Below are 16,999 nucleotides of genomic sequence, written 5' to 3'. Positions count from 1 at the left end.
CATGGGCGGACATCTCAACATCAATCACCTGATGTTCCTCGGCCAGGGCGCGCTGTGGACCATCGGTCTGTCGCTGATCGCGCTGATCGGCGGCGGCATCGTCGGCTTCGTGATCGCACTGGCGCGCATCTCGCCGCTGAAATCGGTGCGGCTCGCCAGTGCGATCTATGTCCAGTTGATCCAGGGCACGCCGCTGCTCGTCATCCTGTTCCTCGGCTATTTCGGTCTTGCCGCGATCGGCCTGAAGGTCTCGCCGCTGGTCGCGGCCGGTGCCTCGCTGACGCTCTACGTCGCGGCCTATCTCGGCGAGATCTGGCGCGGCTGCATCCAGTCTGTGCCGAAGCCGCAATGGGAAGCCGCCGAAGGCCTGGCGCTGAGCCGCACCCAGCGCATGGTCAAGGTGATCCTGCCGCAGGCGATCCGCATCGCGACGCCGCCGACCGTCGGCTTCATGGTGCAGATCATCAAGAACACCTCGCTCGCGTCCGTGGTCGGCTTCGTCGAGCTGATGCGCTCGGGCCAGATCGTCAACAACTCGCTGTTCGAACCGTTCGCCATCTACGCCATCATCGCCGTCACCTACTTCGCCATGTGCTATCCCCTGTCGCTGTTCAGCCAGAGGCTGGAACGGCAGATGGGTCGTGGCAGGTCCAACCTCGCGCCAACCTGACATGCAGCAAAACGCCCCCTCCTCCGAACCGATCGTGTCGCTCCACAACGTGCAGAAGAGCTTTGGCGCGCTCCGCGTGCTCGACGGCGTCTCCTTTGCCGTTGCACGTGGCGAGGTGCTCGCCCTGATCGGCCGCTCCGGCTCCGGCAAGAGCACGGCGCTGCGCTGCATCGACCGCTTCGAGAAGGTCGACGGCGGCCAGATCGTGGTCTGCGGGCATCGCGTCGACCGTCCCGACGTGAACTTGCGTGCGCTACGCCAGGACGTCGGCATCGTGTTCCAGAGCTACAATCTGTTTCCGCACCTCACCATCGAGCAGAACATCACGCTCGCGCCCTGCGCGGTGAAGGGCATGGCGACGTCGCAGGCCAAGGATCTCGCACGAAAAGTTCTGGCGCAGGTCGGGCTGGATGAAAAGCTGCACGCCTATCCCGAGCAGCTCTCGGGCGGCCAGCAGCAGCGCGCCGCAATCGCCCGCTCGCTCGCCATGCAGCCGAAGGTGATGCTGTTCGACGAGGTCACCTCCGCGCTCGATCCCGAACTCACTGGCGAAGTGCTGAAGGTGATCGAACAGCTCGCGGCTGACGGCATGACCATGGTGATGGTTACCCACGAAATGGGCTTCGCCAAGGGCATCGCCGACCGGATCGTGTTCATGCATCGCGGCAAGGTCCACGAGACCGGACCTGCCTCGATCCTGACGTCGCCGACCACGCCCGAACTCACGCAATTCGTGGGGACGGGGAACCTAAAATCATAACAGGGAGAGGAGAACCAAGGGATGACCAACAGAATGGTGCTGGGGACTGCCGCCGCGTTGTGCGGCCTCATCATGATGGCGGCAACGCCCGCGTCGGCCGATCTGCTCGACGACATCATGAAGGCGAAGAAGATCCGCATATCGACCGACCTCGCCATCCCGCCCTCGGGCATGATGGATTCCACCATGAAGCCGACGGGCTCCGATGTCGAAGTGGCGCAGATGCTCGCCAAGGATTGGGGCCTCGAGCTGGAATTCATCCAGACCACCGGTGCGACCCGCATCCCGAACGTCCTGACCGGCAAGGCCGACATCATCATCTCGACCCTGTCGGTGACGGCCGAGCGTGCCAAGGTGATCGACTTCACCAAGCGCTATGCGACGCTGCAATCCGACGTCGGCTGCCTGAAATCGTCGACCGTGAAGGACTGGCCGGACCTGAAGGACAAGTCGATCGGCGTCTCGCGCGGCACCACGCAGGACACAACCTTGTCCAACATGAAGGACAAGGACCTCAAGATCGCGCGCTATGACGACGATGCCACCATGGTGACGGCGGCGGTGTCGGGCCAGGTCGACTGCGTCGGCTCGTCCGCGACAATCATCAACCAGATCGGCGTGAAGAATCCCTCGCGCGTGTTCGAGTCCCGGATTCCGCTGGCGACCTTCGACCTCGCGATCGGCCTGAAGAAGGGTGAGCAGCCGCTGATGGACAAGCTCAACGCCTGGATCACCGACAACGTCAAGAACGGCAAGCTCAACGCCATCTACAAGAAATTCCACGGCGTCGATCTGCCGGCGGACATGCGCAGCTGAACTACGGGGAAAGATATCGTGACAGCCGCGCGCGGCTGTCACGATCAATGCAAAGATCAAGAAGGACAAAGAATGCGTCTCGTCATCGGATCCGACCACGCCGGCTGGCCGCTCAAACAGACCGTCATCGACCACATCCGCAAGCTCGGCCACGAGGTCATTGATGTCGGTTCCTATGACGACAAGCCGGTGGATTTCCCCGACATCGCCCGCGCCGTGGCGGCGAAGGTGACGTCGGGCGAAGCCGCGCGCGGCATCATGGTGTGCGGCACCGGCGTTGGCGCCTCGATCGCCGCCAACAAGATGAAGGGCATCCGCGCCGCGGTCTGCCACGACGTCCACTCCGCGCATCAGAGCGTCGAGCATGACGACGTCAACGTCATGTGCATCGGCGCGCAGATCGTCGGCGCCTGGCTCGCTGTCGATCTCGTGTCGTCGTACCTGTCCGCCGAATTCTCCACCGACGAGGATTTCCGCCGCCGCGTCGAGAAGCTGCGCGTCATGGACGAGGAAGGCTGAGGGCTCTCCGCCATGATCCTGGTGTTCGGATCGCTCAACATCGATCTGGTCGCGCAGGTTCCGGTGATTCCAGGTCCCGGCCGAACCGTGCTGGCGCCGTCCTACCGGACGCATTTCGGCGGCAAGGGTGCCAATCAGGCCGTTGCCGCCGCGCGGATCGCCGGGCCTGGACGCGTGAGCATGGCTGGCCGCGTCGGCCGGGACGGATTTGGCGACAGCGCGATCGAGAACCTCAGAGCCAACGGCGTCGACGCCGACGGCGTCATCAGAGCCGACGAGCCGACCGGCTGCGCTTTCATCACCGTCGATCAGGCCGGCGAGAACGCAATCACGGTGGCGAGCGGCGCCAACATGACGGCGCGTGCCGGCGATCTTGCGAGCGAGCTGTTCAATTTGGACACCGTGCTAGTGCTTCAGATGGAGGTGCCCTTTGCGCACGCGCTGGAAGCTGCCCGAAGAACCGCCGCGGCCTCCGGCACCGTCATCTGGAACCTTGCACCCGTTCCGGAGCAGATGACGCGTGAGATGGTCACCGAGCTTCTCGCCGTCACCGACTATCTCCTCGTCAACGAGCACGAGGCGCGCGACGCCGCCACCGCCATCGGCCTGGCGTCCGCCGACTACGAAGCCGCAAGCGCCGGACTCGCGAAGTCCGGCAACCTCACCTGCATTGTCACCGCCGGCGCACAAGGCGCGCTCGCCGTGACGGCGGAAGGCACCCGCCTGCGGGCGCCCGCCCAGCGCATCACGCCGGTGGACACGACCGGCGCCGGCGACACCTTCGTCGGCGCCTTTGCGGCGATGATCAGCGAAGGCGTGTCGCTGCAACGCGCGCTCGAAGTGAGTTGCGAAGCGGCGGCTTTGAAATGCCTCAAGGCCGGCGCCCAGACCGGCATGCCCATGCGCAGCGCGATGGGCTCCCTCGCGTAGGACTGATCGCCCGCATCGCTGCCCGCGGCTAAACTCTCCCGATTCCTGGAGGCTGTTTTGGCCTTTCTCTTCCTCCTCGCCGTCGGCCTCGTCGCCGGCACCATCTCCGGCATCGTCGGCACCGGCTCGTCGATCATGCTGATGCCGGTGCTGGTCTATGCCTATGGGCCGAAGGAGGCCGTGCCGATCATGGCGGTGGCCTCCGTCATGGCGAATTTTTCGCGGATCCTGGCCTGGTGGCGCGAGGTCGATTGGCGGGCCTGCGCGGCCTATTCGGTCACGGGCATCCCGGCGGCGGCGCTCGGCGCGCGGACGCTGCTGGCACTGCCCTCGCATGCCGTCGATCTCACCATCGGCCTCTTCCTGATCGCGATGGTGCCGGTGCGGCACTTTCTGGCGCGGCACGAGCTCAAGGCCAATCTCTGGCATCTCGCCATCGGCGGCGCGCTGATCGGCTATCTCACCGGCATCGTGGTCTCGACCGGGCCGCTCAGCGTGCCCTTGTTCCTGTTCTATGGCCTGTCCAAGGGCGCGTTCCTCGCCACCGAAGCGGCCTCCTCGCTGGGGCTCTATTTCGCGAAGTCGGTGACTTTCGAGCGTTTCGGCGCCCTGACCGGGGAGGTCTTCATCAAGGGTCTGATCGCGGGCGCCTCACTGATGTCGGGCGCCTTCATCGCCAAACGCTTCGTGCTGCATCTGAGGCCGGAAACCTTCCGCCTGCTGATGGACGCGATCATGATCGCAGCGGGGCTCTCGATGCTCTGGACCGCAACGCAGCCGTGACCCAGCCGCTACTCAGACAGCGAATTCGGGGGTGATCGATGGGCCGTCAGAGACGACGCGGCTCGCCACGGCCGGCTGCCCGTCGAGCCATTGCAGCACGGCCTCGAGTGGCTGCGGCCGCTGATAGAGGAACCCCTGCCCGAGCCGCACTCCGATCTCGCGCATGGCCTCCGCCTGCTCGGCGCGCTCGATGCCTTCGGCGACCAATGTCAGTCCCAGCGTGGCGGCGAGCGAGGCGATGACGCCGACAATGGCCTTGTCCTCGGCGCTGTCGGGGATCTCGCTGATGAACGCCTTGTCGATCTTCACCTTGTCGAGCGGAAACCGGCGCAGATGGGCGAGCGAAGAGTAGCCCGTGCCAAAATCGTCGAGCGCGATCGTGGCTCCCAGGCGCCGCAGGCGATGCAGCGTTTCGGAGGCGCTGGCGATGTTGTTGATCAGCGACCCTTCCGTGATCTCGAGCTCGAGCATCGATGCCGCGACACCGAAGCGCGCACAGGTCGCGCGCAGCTCGGCGGCGAGCGAGTGGTCGGCAAGCTCGGACGGCGGCAGATTGATCGCGATCCGCAGCTGCGGCCTGCCCGCAGCGGCCAATTGCTGCAAGGCCCGGCAGGCATCGGTCAGCACGTAGCGGGTCAGCCGCGCATTGTTCCCGCTGCGCTCGATCAGCGGCAGGAATTCGCCGGGGCCGATCACGCCGTGCTCGGGATGGCGCCAGCGGATCAGCGCTTCCAGACCGACGACCTCATGGCTGTCGAGATCGACCTGGCTCTGGTACCAGACCTCGAACTGGCCCTCGGCGAAGCCGGTGGGAATTGCGAGCTCGAGATCCCTGCGGCGGCGATAGTCGCGCTGAAGCGCTTCGTCCAGCACGGCGACCGTGCCGGGCGCCTTGCTCTTGGCGTGATAGAGCGCGATGTCGGCGAGCGTCGGCAGATGCGACAGTTCCGGATCGTCGGCGTGGCGCACGGCAAGACCGATGCTGGCGCGCGGCACCACCTGCTTGTCATGGAGGCGGATCGGCTCGGAAATGGCATCGAGCACGCGTTGAGCGAATGCGTGCGCGGCCTGCTCGTCGCTCACCTCGGGGCGAATGACGACGAACTCGTCGCCGCCGAGCCGGGCGACCCAGTCCTCGGCTTCGACCGCGCGACGTAGGCGCTGCGAAATCTGGACCAGGAACGCATCGCCGGCCTCGTGACCGAAGGTGTCGTTGATGCCCTTGAAGTCGTCGAGATCGATGAAACAGAACGCGACCAGCGTATCCGGCGCGCCTCCATTCTGGCTCGTCACGGCGAGGCGCTCGGTCAGGGAGCGCCGGTTCGGCAGCCCGGTGAGCGGATCGTGCGTCGCCATGTGCCCGAGCCGGTCCAGCGCGCCGGACGTCGTGTGCTGCATGGCGTTGAAAGCGCGCGCGAGCTGCCCGAATTCGTTCGAGGACGTGACATCGGCCGGATAGGCCCGGCCGTCCTGCTTGCTGCGCTGGATCGCCGACATCATGGCCGCGAGCGGCCGGCCGATGAAGATGTTGGCGGAGATGCGCATGGCGATCAGGGTCGCGAACGTTGCCAGCAGCCCGACGACGAGCAGCAACAGCAGGCGGCTGCCCGCATCCGCGTACAGCGTCGCACGCGAATAGGCGATGGCGATGCGGCCGGCCTGAACGGCCATATTGCCGTTGCTGTAGTGTATCGGGTGCGAGACTTCGGCGACCGACTGGCCTTGGGGGCGCGCGACCACGCGGGCGATCGCAGCGCCGGTATCGTCATAGACGGCCGCCGCCGCAATGGTCTCGTCGTGCATGATCTCGTTGAGCACGCCCGTGACCTGGTCGTAGCGCATCTTCCAGAGCGGCTCGGCGATCAGCTCGGCCCGGCTCTCGGCGACGCGGGCCATGCGGGCGTCGAGTTGCCTGAGCTGCGACCAGAAGCTCGATGCCTCGACGCCGGCGGAGGCGAGCAATTGCACCAGCAGCAGAACGGGCACGGTGGCCCAGATCATCGCGTGGACGACCGAGCGCAAGCGCGGCGGCGCTGCCTGCTCGTTGCGATCCGGCTCGGTCATCGCCTCATCCTTGCGCATCAGTCGGCAACGCCTTCGGCGACCGGCAGCGACGAGATGAGCGCATCGAGGGAAAAGTCATATTGACCGCAGCGCCCGGCCTTCGCCCGGAACCGCGCGAAGTCGATCCGGTCGAACGCACGGGTCTTGATGAGGTCGCCGACCGAAGCGAGATTGTCGCGCGTGATCGCTGACGTCTTGACCTCGACGCGGGGCGAGACGGCTGCAAAATCGCAGCCATCGGCATAATCGCGCAGGAGAATGATGGACCAGCCGCCGAGCAGGAAATGCCCGCCATCGGTCAGGAGCATGCGGCCCGCCTTGATCTCGCGCAGCGCATCCTCCGACCAGTTGAGGCCGACCACCTGGATGTTCTCGCCGGGCACGAGGCCGGCGGCGATCGTCGCGCGCAGCGCGCCGAGCGCCATCGGATCGTTTCCGGCCCAGATCCCGGCGGGCCGGATCTGCTTGCGCGCGGCCCAGCTCAGGTAATTTGCCGTGACCCGCTCGGCCTCGGACTTCGTCCAGTTGGCGAACAGCATGCGGTCCACCACGACGTCGGACGCAGCATCCACCGCGAGCGTGAGGCCGGCGTTGCGGGCGATCGAGGCGGGCGTGGTCTCGTCGCCACCGATGCCGAGAATGTGGATCTTGCCGTCCGCGCTCTGCCATTTCTCGGCACGCGCCGCCGTGATCAGCGCATTGGCCATCCGCGCGCCCGCGGTCTGAAGATCGGTCGTGATGTCGCCAAGCCAGGTCTTGAGCTTTTGCCTGGGCGGTCCAAGGCGCACCGCGTCCTCGCCGATCAGCGTGTTCGAAAGCAGCAGCGTCTTGACGCCCGCGGCTTCGGCCGCCTCCAGGATGGGAACGGCGGCGGATTCCTCGTTCGACAGGATGAGGAAGTCGGGCTTGTCGGGACGGGCCACCACGCCGAAGCCGAGCTCCTGCATGGTGCGGTGGTTCCGCTCGCTGGTCAGCACCTCGACATGGGCATCGAGCTTGCGGCCGGCGGCCTGCATGGTCTGCGCGACCATGTCCCAATAAACCTCGCCGGACTTGCCGGGATTGACGAAGACGATGTTGAGGGGCTTGGCGATGCTACCGCCAACGGACCCGAAGACGCCGCAGGCCATGCCCGCCGCGAGCAATATTCGCAGGAATCTCGTCAATTTCGCCGCCCCCATTGGTTCCGAGATTGGACCCACGTCCGCTAAGAATTGGCAAAATCGCACCGGGCACAGCGGCGCAGGGCTAACGAAAGGTATATCTCCCGTGCCGAATTGAGATATTCGAAGCGCCGGCGATCGGCCTGCCAATCCGTGCTATCAGCACATCTGAAACCCGCGACTCGCGCTCCCCATGGCCAAATCCACACTGTCCTTCGTCTGCCAGAACTGCGGCGCGGCCTATAACCGCTGGCAGGGCAAGTGCGAGTCCTGCGGCGAGTGGAATACGCTGGCGGAAGAAGACACCAGCGGCAGCGTGCCGGTGTCGATCCGCTCCAAGCGCAAGGGAAGAACCTTCGCGCTGGAGAGTCTCGCCGGAAAGAGCCCGGATGCGCCGCGCCTGTCCTCGGGGATGAGCGAGCTCGACCGCGTCACCGGCGGCGGCTTCGTGCGCGGCTCGGTGCTGCTGGTCGGCGGCGATCCCGGAATCGGCAAGTCGACGCTGCTGACGCAAGCGACCAGCCTGCTCGCGCGCGCCGGCCACCGCGTCGTCTACATCTCCGGCGAAGAGGCGGTCGCCCAGGTGCGCCTGCGCGCCGAGCGCCTCGGGCTGTCGGACGCGCCGGTGCAGCTCGCGGCCGAGACCTCGGTCGAGGACATCGTCTCGACGCTGTCGGAGGGCGCGGTGCCCCGGCTGATCGTGATCGACTCGATCCAGACCATGTGGACCGACACGGTGGAATCGGCGCCTGGCACGGTGACGCAGGTGCGCGCCTCGGCGCAGGCGCTGATCCGCTTCGCCAAAAAGACCGGGGCCGCCATCATCCTGGTCGGCCACGTCACCAAGGACGGCCAGATCGCCGGCCCCCGCGTGGTCGAGCACATGGTCGATGCGGTGATGTCGTTCGAGGGCGAAGGCTCGCAGCAATTCCGCATCCTGCGCGCGGTGAAGAACCGCTTCGGGCCGACCGACGAGATCGGCGTGTTCGAGATGACGGGCCTCGGCCTGCGCGAGGTCACCAACCCCTCCGAGCTGTTCCTGTCCGAGCGCGACCTCGGCACGCCCGGCACCGCGGTCTTTGCCGGCATCGAGGGCACGAGGCCCGTGCTGGTCGAATTGCAGGCACTGGTGGCCCCGACCTCGCTCGGCACCCCGCGCCGGGCCGTGGTCGGCTGGGATCCGAGCCGGCTCTCAATGGTGCTGGCGGTGCTGGAGGCCCATTGCGGGGTCAAGCTGTCCGGCCACGACGTCTATCTGAACGTTGCCGGCGGCCTTCGCATCCACGAGCCCGCGGCCGACCTCGCCGCTGCCGCGGCCCTGGTGTCGTCGCTGGTTAATGCGCAGTTACCCACCGATGCCGTCTATTTCGGCGAAATCTCGCTGTCGGGCGTGGTGCGCCCGGTGGCGCAGACCCCGGCCCGGCTCAAGGAAGCGGCAAAGCTCGGCTTCCAGCGCGCCGTGCTGCCCGAATCGGCACGGGGCGATGCGGGCGGCGATGCCGGACTGTCCCTGAACGCGGTGAACAGCCTGACGACATTGGTGGCCGAGATCGCAGCGCGGGGCTCCCGCCGGGGCGAATCCGGTGCACAGCCAGAGAAAAATGCCACACCGGCCAGATTCCGCCGCGGAGAGGGTTAGGTGGAGGTGACGCCGGAGGCCTCCGCCGCTATACAGCCGTCACAAAAGCAGCATGGGATTGCGTGGTTGCGGCCTTGCCGGGAACGCCTTCTGCCCTTCTTTTAGGGCAGCGGCCAAGCACCGATTCGCTAGAGCACCTTTGAAGTACGAGCGGACCAGACCAGCCGATGCCAGTAACCATCCTCGACCTGATCCTGCTCGGTGTGATGCTGATCTCGGGCCTGCTCGCGATGGTTCGCGGCTTCATGCGCGAAATCCTGTCGATCGCGGCCTGGGGTGCCGCGGCGATCGTGACGCTGTATTCGTTCTCGAAGCTGCTGCCGACCGCCAAGACCTATTTCAACAACGACACGGTCGCGAGCGTCGTCGTGGTGGCCGGCGTGTTCATCGGCACCCTGGTCGTGGTCTCCGTCATCACGGTCCGGATCTCCGACATGATCCTGGATTCGCGGATCGGCGCGCTGGATCGGACCCTCGGCTTCCTGTTTGGGCTGGCTCGCGGGCTTTTGATCGTCGTGGTCGCGTTCCTGTTCTTCACCTGGCTGGTGCCGGACAAGCAGCGCCCCGACTGGGTCAGCGGGGCCAAGTCCCGCGTCGTGCTGCAGGGAACCGGCGATTGGCTGATGGCCCTCTTGCCTGACGACCCCGAGAACACCATCTTGAAGAGATTCAAGAAAAACAAACCAGATGATGATCAAGCTGAATCCGAGCAGCAGCCTTCGGGCAGTGGCGACGGGTACAGTAAGTCGGCTCGTGACGGCATGAAAAAGCTGATCGAGAAACCTGCGGCGCGTTGATAGGGCCCCAAAAGAGAGGCGAGAACGAGATGCGACACCCTGACCAGGACGCCCTGCTTGATCTCGATCCAAACGCCGGTCCAGGCCCGGCGGCGCTTGAGCTTCAGGACGATCTGGAAGGCGATACGCTGCGCGAGGAATGCGGCGTCTTCGGCATCTACGGCCACCCTGATGCGGCCGCCATCACCGCGCTCGGCCTTCACGCGCTCCAGCACCGCGGCCAGGAGGCCGCCGGCATCGTCTCCTACGACGGCAGCCGCTTCCACTCCGAACGCCGCCTCGGCCTCGTCGGCGACACCTTCTCCCGCCGCGAGGTGATCGACCGCCTGCCCGGCAATGTCGCGGTCGGCCATGTCCGCTACGCCACGACCGGCGCGACCATCCTGCGCAACGTGCAGCCGCTGTTCGCCGAGCTCAATGCCGGCGGTCTCGCGGTCGCTCACAACGGCAACCTCTCCAACGGCCTGACGTTGCGCCGCGAGCTCGTCAAGAACGGCGCGATGATGCAATCGACTTCCGACACCGAGGTGATCCTGCACCTGGTGGCGCGCTCCAAGCGCGTCCGCTTCATCGAGCGCTACATCGACGCGCTGCGCGAGATCGAGGGCGCCTATGCGCTGGTCTCGCTGACCAACAAGAAGCTGGTCGGCGCGCGCGATCCGCGCGGCATCCGCCCGCTGGTGCTCGGCGAACTCGACGGCTGTCCGATCCTGACCTCGGAGACTTGCGCCCTCGACATCATCGGCGCCCGCTTCGTGCGCGATATCGAGCCCGGCGAAGTCATCGTGTTCGACGAGAACGGCCAGGACATCCACAAGCCGTTCCCGCCGATGGCGCCGCGCCCCTGCATCTTCGAATACATCTACTTCTCGCGGCCGGATTCCATCGTGCACGGCCGTTCGGTCTACGAGGTGCGCAAGGCCTTCGGCGCGCAGCTCGCGCGCGAGAGCCATGTGCCTGTCGACGTCGTCGTGCCGGTGCCGGATTCCGGCGTGCCGGCCGCGGTCGGCTACAGCCAGCATTCCGGCGTGCCGTTCGAGCTCGGCATCATCCGTAACCATTATGTCGGCCGCACCTTCATCCAGCCGACGCAGGCGATCCGCGAATCCGGCGTGCGCATGAAGCACTCGGCCAACCGTGCCGCGATCGAAGGCAAGCGCATCATCCTGATCGACGACTCGCTGGTGCGCGGCACCACCTCCAAGAAGATCGTGCGCATGATGCGCGATGCCGGTGCCAAGGAAGTGCACTTCCGCCTCGCTTCGCCCCCGATCCTCTATCCCGATTATTACGGCATCGACCTGCCCGACCGCGGCGGCCTGCTGGCGGCGACACATACGCTGGAGGAGATGCGCGAGCTCATCGGCGCCGACTCGCTCGCCTTCCTGTCGATCGACGGCATGTACCGCGCCATGGGCGAGCCGGGCCGCGACCCCGCCAATCCGAAGTTTGCGGATCACTGCTTCACCGGCGTCTATCCGACCCACCTCACCGACCAGACCCAGACCGAGCCGCAGCCGCGGCAATTGTCGCTGCTGGCGGAGGCGAGCTGACGCGAGGCCGCGACGATGCAGGTTGCCATCGCCATAGTCTGCGGACTGGTGTTGATCGGCTTTGTTGTGTTCGCCTTCAGACAAGGCATGAAGGTCACCCCCGACGGCTCGGGAAACGGAACCAACAGCGACAATGTTCAATCGGGCGGCGGTAGCTAAAGCTTGAGGGCCAAATTCCGTCGTGGCTGGGCTTGTCCCGGCCGTCCACGGCTGTAAAACCCCGCCATGACAAAGCCCCTCGCTGACCGTATCGCTCTCGTCACCGGCGCCTCGCGCGGCATCGGTTTCGCCACGGCAATCGCACTGGCGAAAGCCGGCGTGCATATTGTGGCCACCGCACGTACGCAAGGAGGGCTGGAAGAGCTCGACGACGAGATCCGCAAGGACGGTGGCAGTGCCACCCTGGTGCCGCTCAACCTCACCGATTCCGACGGCATCGCGCGTCTTGGCGCCGGCCTGCACGAGCGCTACGGCAAGCTCGATATCCTGGTCGGCAATGCCGGCGTGCTCGGCCCGTCCTCACCGATCGGCCACATCGAGCTGAAGACCTTCACCGACGTGATGGCCGTGAACGTCTCCGCGAACTTCCAGCTGATCCGCTGCATGGAACCGCTGCTGAAGCAGTCCGATGCCGGCCGCGCCGTGTTCATCACCTCGGGTGCCGCCAACAAGGCCACCGCTTACGTCAGCCCCTACGCGGCCTCCAAGGCCGCACTGGAGACGCTGGCACGTGCCTGGGCGCAGGAAACCGCAAACACGAAGCTGCGCGTCAACCTGTTCAATCCGGGCCCGGTGCGCACCCGCATGCGGGCCACCCTGATGCCCGGCGAGGATCCGGCGACGCTCGACACGCCCGAGCAGGTCGCAGAATTCATCGTGCCGCTGTGCGCGCCCGACTGGACCGAGACCGGCAAATTCTACGATTACAAGACCCGCACCCTGATGAGCTTCCGCGCGCCGGCCTGATTGCCCTCCGACGCCTTGGACGTCATGCCGGCGGTAATGTCCGTACCGCCGAGTTCGATACCGGAAAGCACATTTAGAATTTCAAGCCGACATCGAACGCGCTGAAATAGCGTCTCAACGCATTTTGCCCAAAAGTTAACCGATGGATGACGCTACGACGCAGCGTCATCCGGCTTTAGGTGCATTGCCGTCGGCCATGGGACACTGTAGAGCGTCAATTGGAACAAGGCTCCCGAAGAGAGCCGTCCGCATATTTGACAATGGAGGAAGCCTTTATGACGATGCCCGCACGCCGCGCCGCGGCTCTTCTGGCCTGTGCCGCTTTCGGCTTTGCCACATCCGCCTTCGCGCAAGACAAGACCATCAAGATCGGCGTGCTCAACGACATGTCGAGCCTCTATGCCGACATCGGCGGCCCGAACTCGGTGGCGGCAGTGAAGATGGCGGTCGAGGATTCCGGCCTGAAGGCCAAGGGCTGGACCATCGAGGTGCTCTCCGGCGATCACCAGAACAAGCCCGACATCGGCGTCAACATCGCCCGGCAATGGATCGACGCCGACAAGGTCGACGCCATCGCCGACACGCCGAGCTCCGGCGTCGCGCTCGCGGTGAGCAACCTCGTCAAGGAAAAGAATGCGGTGCTGCTCAATTCGGGTGCGGCCACCGCCGACCTCACCGGCAAGGCCTGCACGCCCAACACCGTGTCCTTCACGTACGACACCTACATGCTCGCCAACGGCACCGGCAAGGCGCTGACCAAGGCGGGCGGCGACAGCTGGTTCTTCCTCACCGCGGATTATGCCTTCGGCCATGCGCTGGAGCGTGATACCGGCGCGGTCGTCACGGCGACCGGCGGCAAGGTGCTCGGCGGCGTCAAGCACCCGCTGAACACGGCCGACTTCTCCTCCTTCCTGCTGCAAGCGCAGTCCTCCAAGGCCAAGATCATCGGCCTTGCCAATGCGGGCGGCGACACCACCAACGCGATCAAGCAGGCCGCCGAGTTCGGCATCGTCCAGGGCGGCCAGAAGCTCGCCGCGCTGCTGCTGTTCATCAACGACGTGCACTCGCTCGGCCTGAAGACCGCGCAGGGCCTGACCTTCACCGAGTCGTTCTACTGGGACCTCAACGACCAGACCCGCGAATGGTCGAAGCGTTTCCAGAAGGTCTCGCCCAAGGGCTCGATGCCCTCGATGACGGTTGCGGGCCTCTACGCCGAGATCCTGCATTACCTCAAGGCGATGGAAGCGCTCGGCAGCAATCCGCGTGACGGCGCCAAGGTCGTCGCCAAGATGAAGGAGCTGCCGACCGACGATCCGCTGTTCGGCAAGGGCCCGCTGCGCCAGGACGGACGCCGCCTCATCCCCGCCTATCTGTTCGAGGTGAAGAAGCCCGAGGAGTCGAAGGGGCCGTGGGACTATTACAAGCTGGTCGCCACCATCGCGCCGGAAGATGCGGCCAAGCCGCTCAAGGACAGCGACTGCCCGCTGGTGAAGAAGTAGGATCGTAGGGAGCATGCGGCTGCGCAAAGCGCAGTCCGCTGGCGTAACCCACCTCTTCCGCCTCCGCGGAAATGAAAGAGGTGGGTTACGCCTCGCGGTTTGCGCTTCGCGCGAACCGCGAGGCTAACCCACCCTACGAGACTGTCCTGGTCGCACCCAGCGACCGCACCGCGATCGCCACGCACACCACCATCAGCACCGCGGCGAGCAGGAACGGTGCGCCGGGCAGATGCAGCGGCGCGCTGGCGCCGATGAAATAGGAAAATGTCAGCGTGAACAGGAACGGGCCGACGAGCTGCGACACGCTCTGCACGCTCGCGGTTGCGCCCTGCAGCTGGCCCTGCTGATCCGGCGCGACGAGCCGCGTCATCAGCGCTTGCGAGGCGGCACCAGAGATGCCCCACAGCGCCAGAATGGGAATCCCGAGCCAGGATAGCGGTCCGGTCGGCGCAGCGCCGAGGACCACGAATCCGATCGCGCCACAGCAGAGGCCGAGCAGGAGCGCGTTGCGCTCGCCGAGCGCATGCACGATGGGGCCGATCGCAAAGCCCTGCACCACCATGGCGCAGATGCCGACCATGGCGAGCGTCAAGCCCACCGTCTTGGCATCCCAGCCGTAGCGATAGGTCGCGTAGAGCACGAAGGTCGAGGGCAGCACGACATGGGCGACCTGCGCGATGAAGTTGACGATCGACAACGCGGCAAGCAGCGCGTCGGAGCGCAGCAGATGCAGCGCCCCGAGAGGACTGGCGCTGCGCCAGCGCAGCGGCGCGCGCTTGTCGGGCGCCAGCGACTCCGGCAGCACGAACAGGCCATAGAGCGCGTTGGCGAAGCTCAGGGCCGCCGCGGCCCAAAACGGCAGCCGCGGATCGATGTCGCCGAGCAGGCCGCCGAGCGCTGGCCCCAAGATGAAGCCGGCGCTGAAGGCCGCACCGATCCGGCCGAAGACCGCCGCACGGCGTTCCGGCGGCGTGATGTCGGCGATATAGGCGAAGGCGGTCGAGATGCTCGCCGAGGTGATGCCGGAGATCACGCGGCCGATGAACAGCCACGCAAGCGACGGCGCCAGCGCCATCAAGACGTAATCGGCCGCGAGCCCGAAATTCGACAGCAGCACCACCGGCCGGCGTCCGAAACGATCGGACAGCGCACCAAGCACCGGCGAGAACACGAACTGCATCAAGGCCCAGGCGGTGCCGAACAGGCCGAAGATGCGCGCGGCATGTGCGGTGTCGTTGTCGACGAAGCTTTCGATCAGCTTCGGCAGGACCGGCATGATCACGCCGAGCGCGACCATGTCGAGCAGGATGGTGACGAAGATGAAGGCGACCGCGCCGCGCGGGGCCGGCGCTGCGTCCTGCACCACCGCCTCGCCGGCACCGTCGCTCACGATGGCCGCTTGCGCTTGTGCGCGAAGGGATTGGCCTTCTCGCGCAGCGTGATGCGCACCGGCGTGCCCGGCAGCTCGAAGGTCTCGCGCATGGAATTGGTGAGATAGCGCAAGTAGGATTGCGGCACGGCGTCCGCGCGCGAGCAGAACAGCACGAAGCTCGGCGGCCGGGCCTTGGTCTGCGTGATGTAGTTCAGCTTCAGCCTGCGGCCGGAGACCGCCGGCGGCGGGTTGGCCTGGATCGCCTGCTCGAACCAGCGATTGAGCGCCGAGGTCGGCACGCGCCTGTTCCAGATCGCATAGGCGTCCTGGATCGCCTGCATCAGGCGATCGATGCCCTCGCCCATCAAGCCCGAGACGGCGACGATGGGCACGCCCTTGAGCTGCGGCAGCCAATGATCGGCATCGCGGCGCAGGCCGGAGATCGCGCCGCCGCCCTTGGTCTCCATCAGATCCCATTTGTTGACGGCGAGCACGACCGCCCGTCCCTCGCGCTCGATCAGGTCGGCGATGCGCAGGTCCTGCTCCTCGAAGCGGTTCTGCGAATCCATCATCAGCACGACCACTTCGGCAAAGCGCACCGCGCGCAGTGCATCCGCAACCGAGAGCTTTTCCAGCTTCTCCTCGATGCGCGAGCGCCGGCGCAGGCCCGCGGTGTCGAAGACGCGGAAATCGCGGCCCTTCCAGTTGATCTCGACCGCGATGGAATCGCGCGTGGTGCCGGCCTCGGGGCTGGTCAGCAGCCGCTCCTCGCCGAGCAGATGGTTGATCAGCGTCGACTTGCCGGCATTGGGCCGGCCGACGATCGCGACCCGAATCGGGCGCGTGGCCGCCTCTTCCTCGGAGATCGGCGCGTCGTCCTCATCGTCGTCTTCCTCGACGGGTTCGGGCATCAGCTTGGCCAGCGCATCGTAGAGCTCGCCCATGCCCTCGCCGTGCTCGGCCGAGATCTGGATGGGATCGCCGAGGCCGAGCGCGAATGCTTCCATTGCGCCGGCATCGCCGTGCTTGCCCTCGCTCTTGTTGGCGACCAGCAGCACCGGCTTGTCGGCCTTGCGGGCGAAATCGGCGAAGGCGCGATCGGTTGGCGTCAGGCCGATGCGGGCGTCGACCACGAAGAACAGCGCGTCGGCCTGCGCGATCGCGGTCTCGGTCTGCTCCTGCATGCGCGCGGTCAGCGAGCCCTTGGCGCCCTCGTCGAGGCCGGCGGTATCGATGATGGTGAAGCGGAGATCACCGAGCCTGGCCTCGCCTTCGCGGCGGTCGCGGGTGACGCCCGGCAGGTCATCGACCAGCGCGAGCTTCTGCCCAACCAGGCGGTTGAACAGCGTCGACTTGCCGACATTGGGCCGGCCGATGATGGCGATCGTGAAGGACATCGGTCATTCGTGCGCTGCCGAGGCTGCGCCTGTCAATGCAACGGGAAATATTGTTTGAGCATGATCTTTTC

Annotated in this window: 16 protein-coding genes; 12 read left to right on the top strand and 4 right to left on the bottom strand. The window is 66.0% G+C overall.

Annotation, left to right across the window (positions count from 1 at the left end):
• The first annotated feature begins 1 nt into the window (after position 1).
• From I6F12_RS07925 to I6F12_RS07900, 6 genes are all read left to right on the top strand, one after another.
• Positions 2–670, top strand: coding sequence for an amino acid ABC transporter permease (locus tag I6F12_RS07925; RefSeq protein WP_036000865.1), 669 nt, complete (start codon positions 2–4; stop codon positions 668–670).
• 1 nt (position 671) lies between these two features.
• Positions 672–1,430 (top strand): amino acid ABC transporter ATP-binding protein, encoded by a 759-nt coding sequence (locus I6F12_RS07920; protein WP_036000768.1) that lies wholly within the window; start codon positions 672–674, stop codon positions 1,428–1,430.
• Between the two features lie 21 nt (positions 1,431–1,451).
• Positions 1,452–2,246, top strand: a complete 795-nt coding sequence (locus I6F12_RS07915) for a transporter substrate-binding domain-containing protein (RefSeq protein ID WP_036000770.1) — start codon at positions 1,452–1,454, stop codon at positions 2,244–2,246.
• Positions 2,247–2,318: 72 nt separating this feature from the next.
• Positions 2,319–2,765: a ribose 5-phosphate isomerase B gene (rpiB, locus tag I6F12_RS07910; RefSeq protein ID WP_036022692.1), complete on the top strand. Its 447-nt coding sequence runs from the start codon at positions 2,319–2,321 to the stop codon at positions 2,763–2,765.
• A gap of 12 nt (positions 2,766–2,777) precedes the next feature.
• Entirely contained in the window at positions 2,778–3,695 is a 918-nt protein-coding gene (locus I6F12_RS07905; protein ID WP_225155917.1) for a ribokinase, read from the top strand.
• A 57-nt stretch (positions 3,696–3,752) separates the two neighbouring features.
• Positions 3,753–4,478 carry a sulfite exporter TauE/SafE family protein gene (locus I6F12_RS07900; protein ID WP_225155916.1) on the top strand — a complete coding sequence of 242 codons (726 nt, stop codon included), beginning with the start codon at positions 3,753–3,755 and terminating at the stop codon, positions 4,476–4,478.
• A gap of 12 nt (positions 4,479–4,490) precedes the next feature.
• On the opposite strand, the gene I6F12_RS07895 is transcribed toward I6F12_RS07900, so the two are convergent.
• Both I6F12_RS07895 and I6F12_RS07890 read right to left on the bottom strand, forming a co-directional pair.
• Positions 4,491–6,560 (bottom strand): EAL domain-containing protein, encoded by a 2,070-nt coding sequence (locus I6F12_RS07895; protein WP_225112249.1) that lies wholly within the window; start codon positions 6,558–6,560, stop codon positions 4,491–4,493.
• A complete protein-coding gene (locus tag I6F12_RS07890; protein ID WP_225156136.1) occupies positions 6,560–7,672 on the bottom strand; it encodes an ABC transporter substrate-binding protein in 1,113 nt (370 codons plus the stop codon). The genes I6F12_RS07895 and I6F12_RS07890 overlap by 1 nt, the downstream gene beginning before the upstream one ends.
• A gap of 226 nt (positions 7,673–7,898) precedes the next feature.
• Between I6F12_RS07890 and radA the strand changes: the two genes are divergently transcribed.
• The 6 genes from radA (at position 7,899) to I6F12_RS07860 (ending at position 14,159) form a co-directional block, all read left to right on the top strand.
• Positions 7,899–9,344 (top strand): DNA repair protein RadA, encoded by a 1,446-nt coding sequence (gene radA, locus I6F12_RS07885; protein ID WP_225155915.1) that lies wholly within the window; start codon positions 7,899–7,901, stop codon positions 9,342–9,344.
• 167 nt (positions 9,345–9,511) lie between these two features.
• Entirely contained in the window at positions 9,512–10,141 is a 630-nt protein-coding gene (locus I6F12_RS07880) for a CvpA family protein (RefSeq protein WP_036000794.1), read from the top strand.
• A 29-nt stretch (positions 10,142–10,170) separates the two neighbouring features.
• Positions 10,171–11,694, top strand: coding sequence for an amidophosphoribosyltransferase (gene purF, locus I6F12_RS07875; protein WP_225155914.1), 1,524 nt, complete (start codon positions 10,171–10,173; stop codon positions 11,692–11,694).
• Positions 11,695–11,709: 15 nt separating this feature from the next.
• Positions 11,710–11,853, top strand: a complete 144-nt coding sequence (locus I6F12_RS07870) for a hypothetical protein (RefSeq protein WP_225155913.1) — start codon at positions 11,710–11,712, stop codon at positions 11,851–11,853.
• A gap of 66 nt (positions 11,854–11,919) precedes the next feature.
• Complete coding sequence (locus tag I6F12_RS07865; protein ID WP_225155912.1) at positions 11,920–12,660, top strand: SDR family NAD(P)-dependent oxidoreductase; 741 nt, start codon at positions 11,920–11,922, stop codon at positions 12,658–12,660.
• 281 nt (positions 12,661–12,941) lie between these two features.
• Positions 12,942–14,159, top strand: coding sequence for an ABC transporter substrate-binding protein (locus tag I6F12_RS07860; protein ID WP_050991666.1), 1,218 nt, complete (start codon positions 12,942–12,944; stop codon positions 14,157–14,159).
• A 133-nt stretch (positions 14,160–14,292) separates the two neighbouring features.
• On the opposite strand, the gene I6F12_RS07855 is transcribed toward I6F12_RS07860, so the two are convergent.
• Both I6F12_RS07855 and der read right to left on the bottom strand, forming a co-directional pair.
• Positions 14,293–15,549: a TCR/Tet family MFS transporter gene (locus I6F12_RS07855; protein ID WP_225155911.1), complete on the bottom strand. Its 1,257-nt coding sequence runs from the start codon at positions 15,547–15,549 to the stop codon at positions 14,293–14,295.
• Positions 15,546–16,928: a ribosome biogenesis GTPase Der gene (gene der / locus I6F12_RS07850; protein WP_225149493.1), complete on the bottom strand. Its 1,383-nt coding sequence runs from the start codon at positions 16,926–16,928 to the stop codon at positions 15,546–15,548. The genes I6F12_RS07855 and der overlap by 4 nt, the downstream gene beginning before the upstream one ends.
• Between the last annotated feature and the right edge of the window lie 71 nt (positions 16,929–16,999).

This window comes from Bradyrhizobium sp. IC4059 (assembly GCF_020193615.1).
GTDB classification, from domain to species: Bacteria; Pseudomonadota; Alphaproteobacteria; order Rhizobiales; family Xanthobacteraceae; genus Bradyrhizobium; species Bradyrhizobium yuanmingense.
Note: the sequence above shows the minus strand (reverse complement) of the source record. Positions and strands in the feature narration are given on the sequence as shown.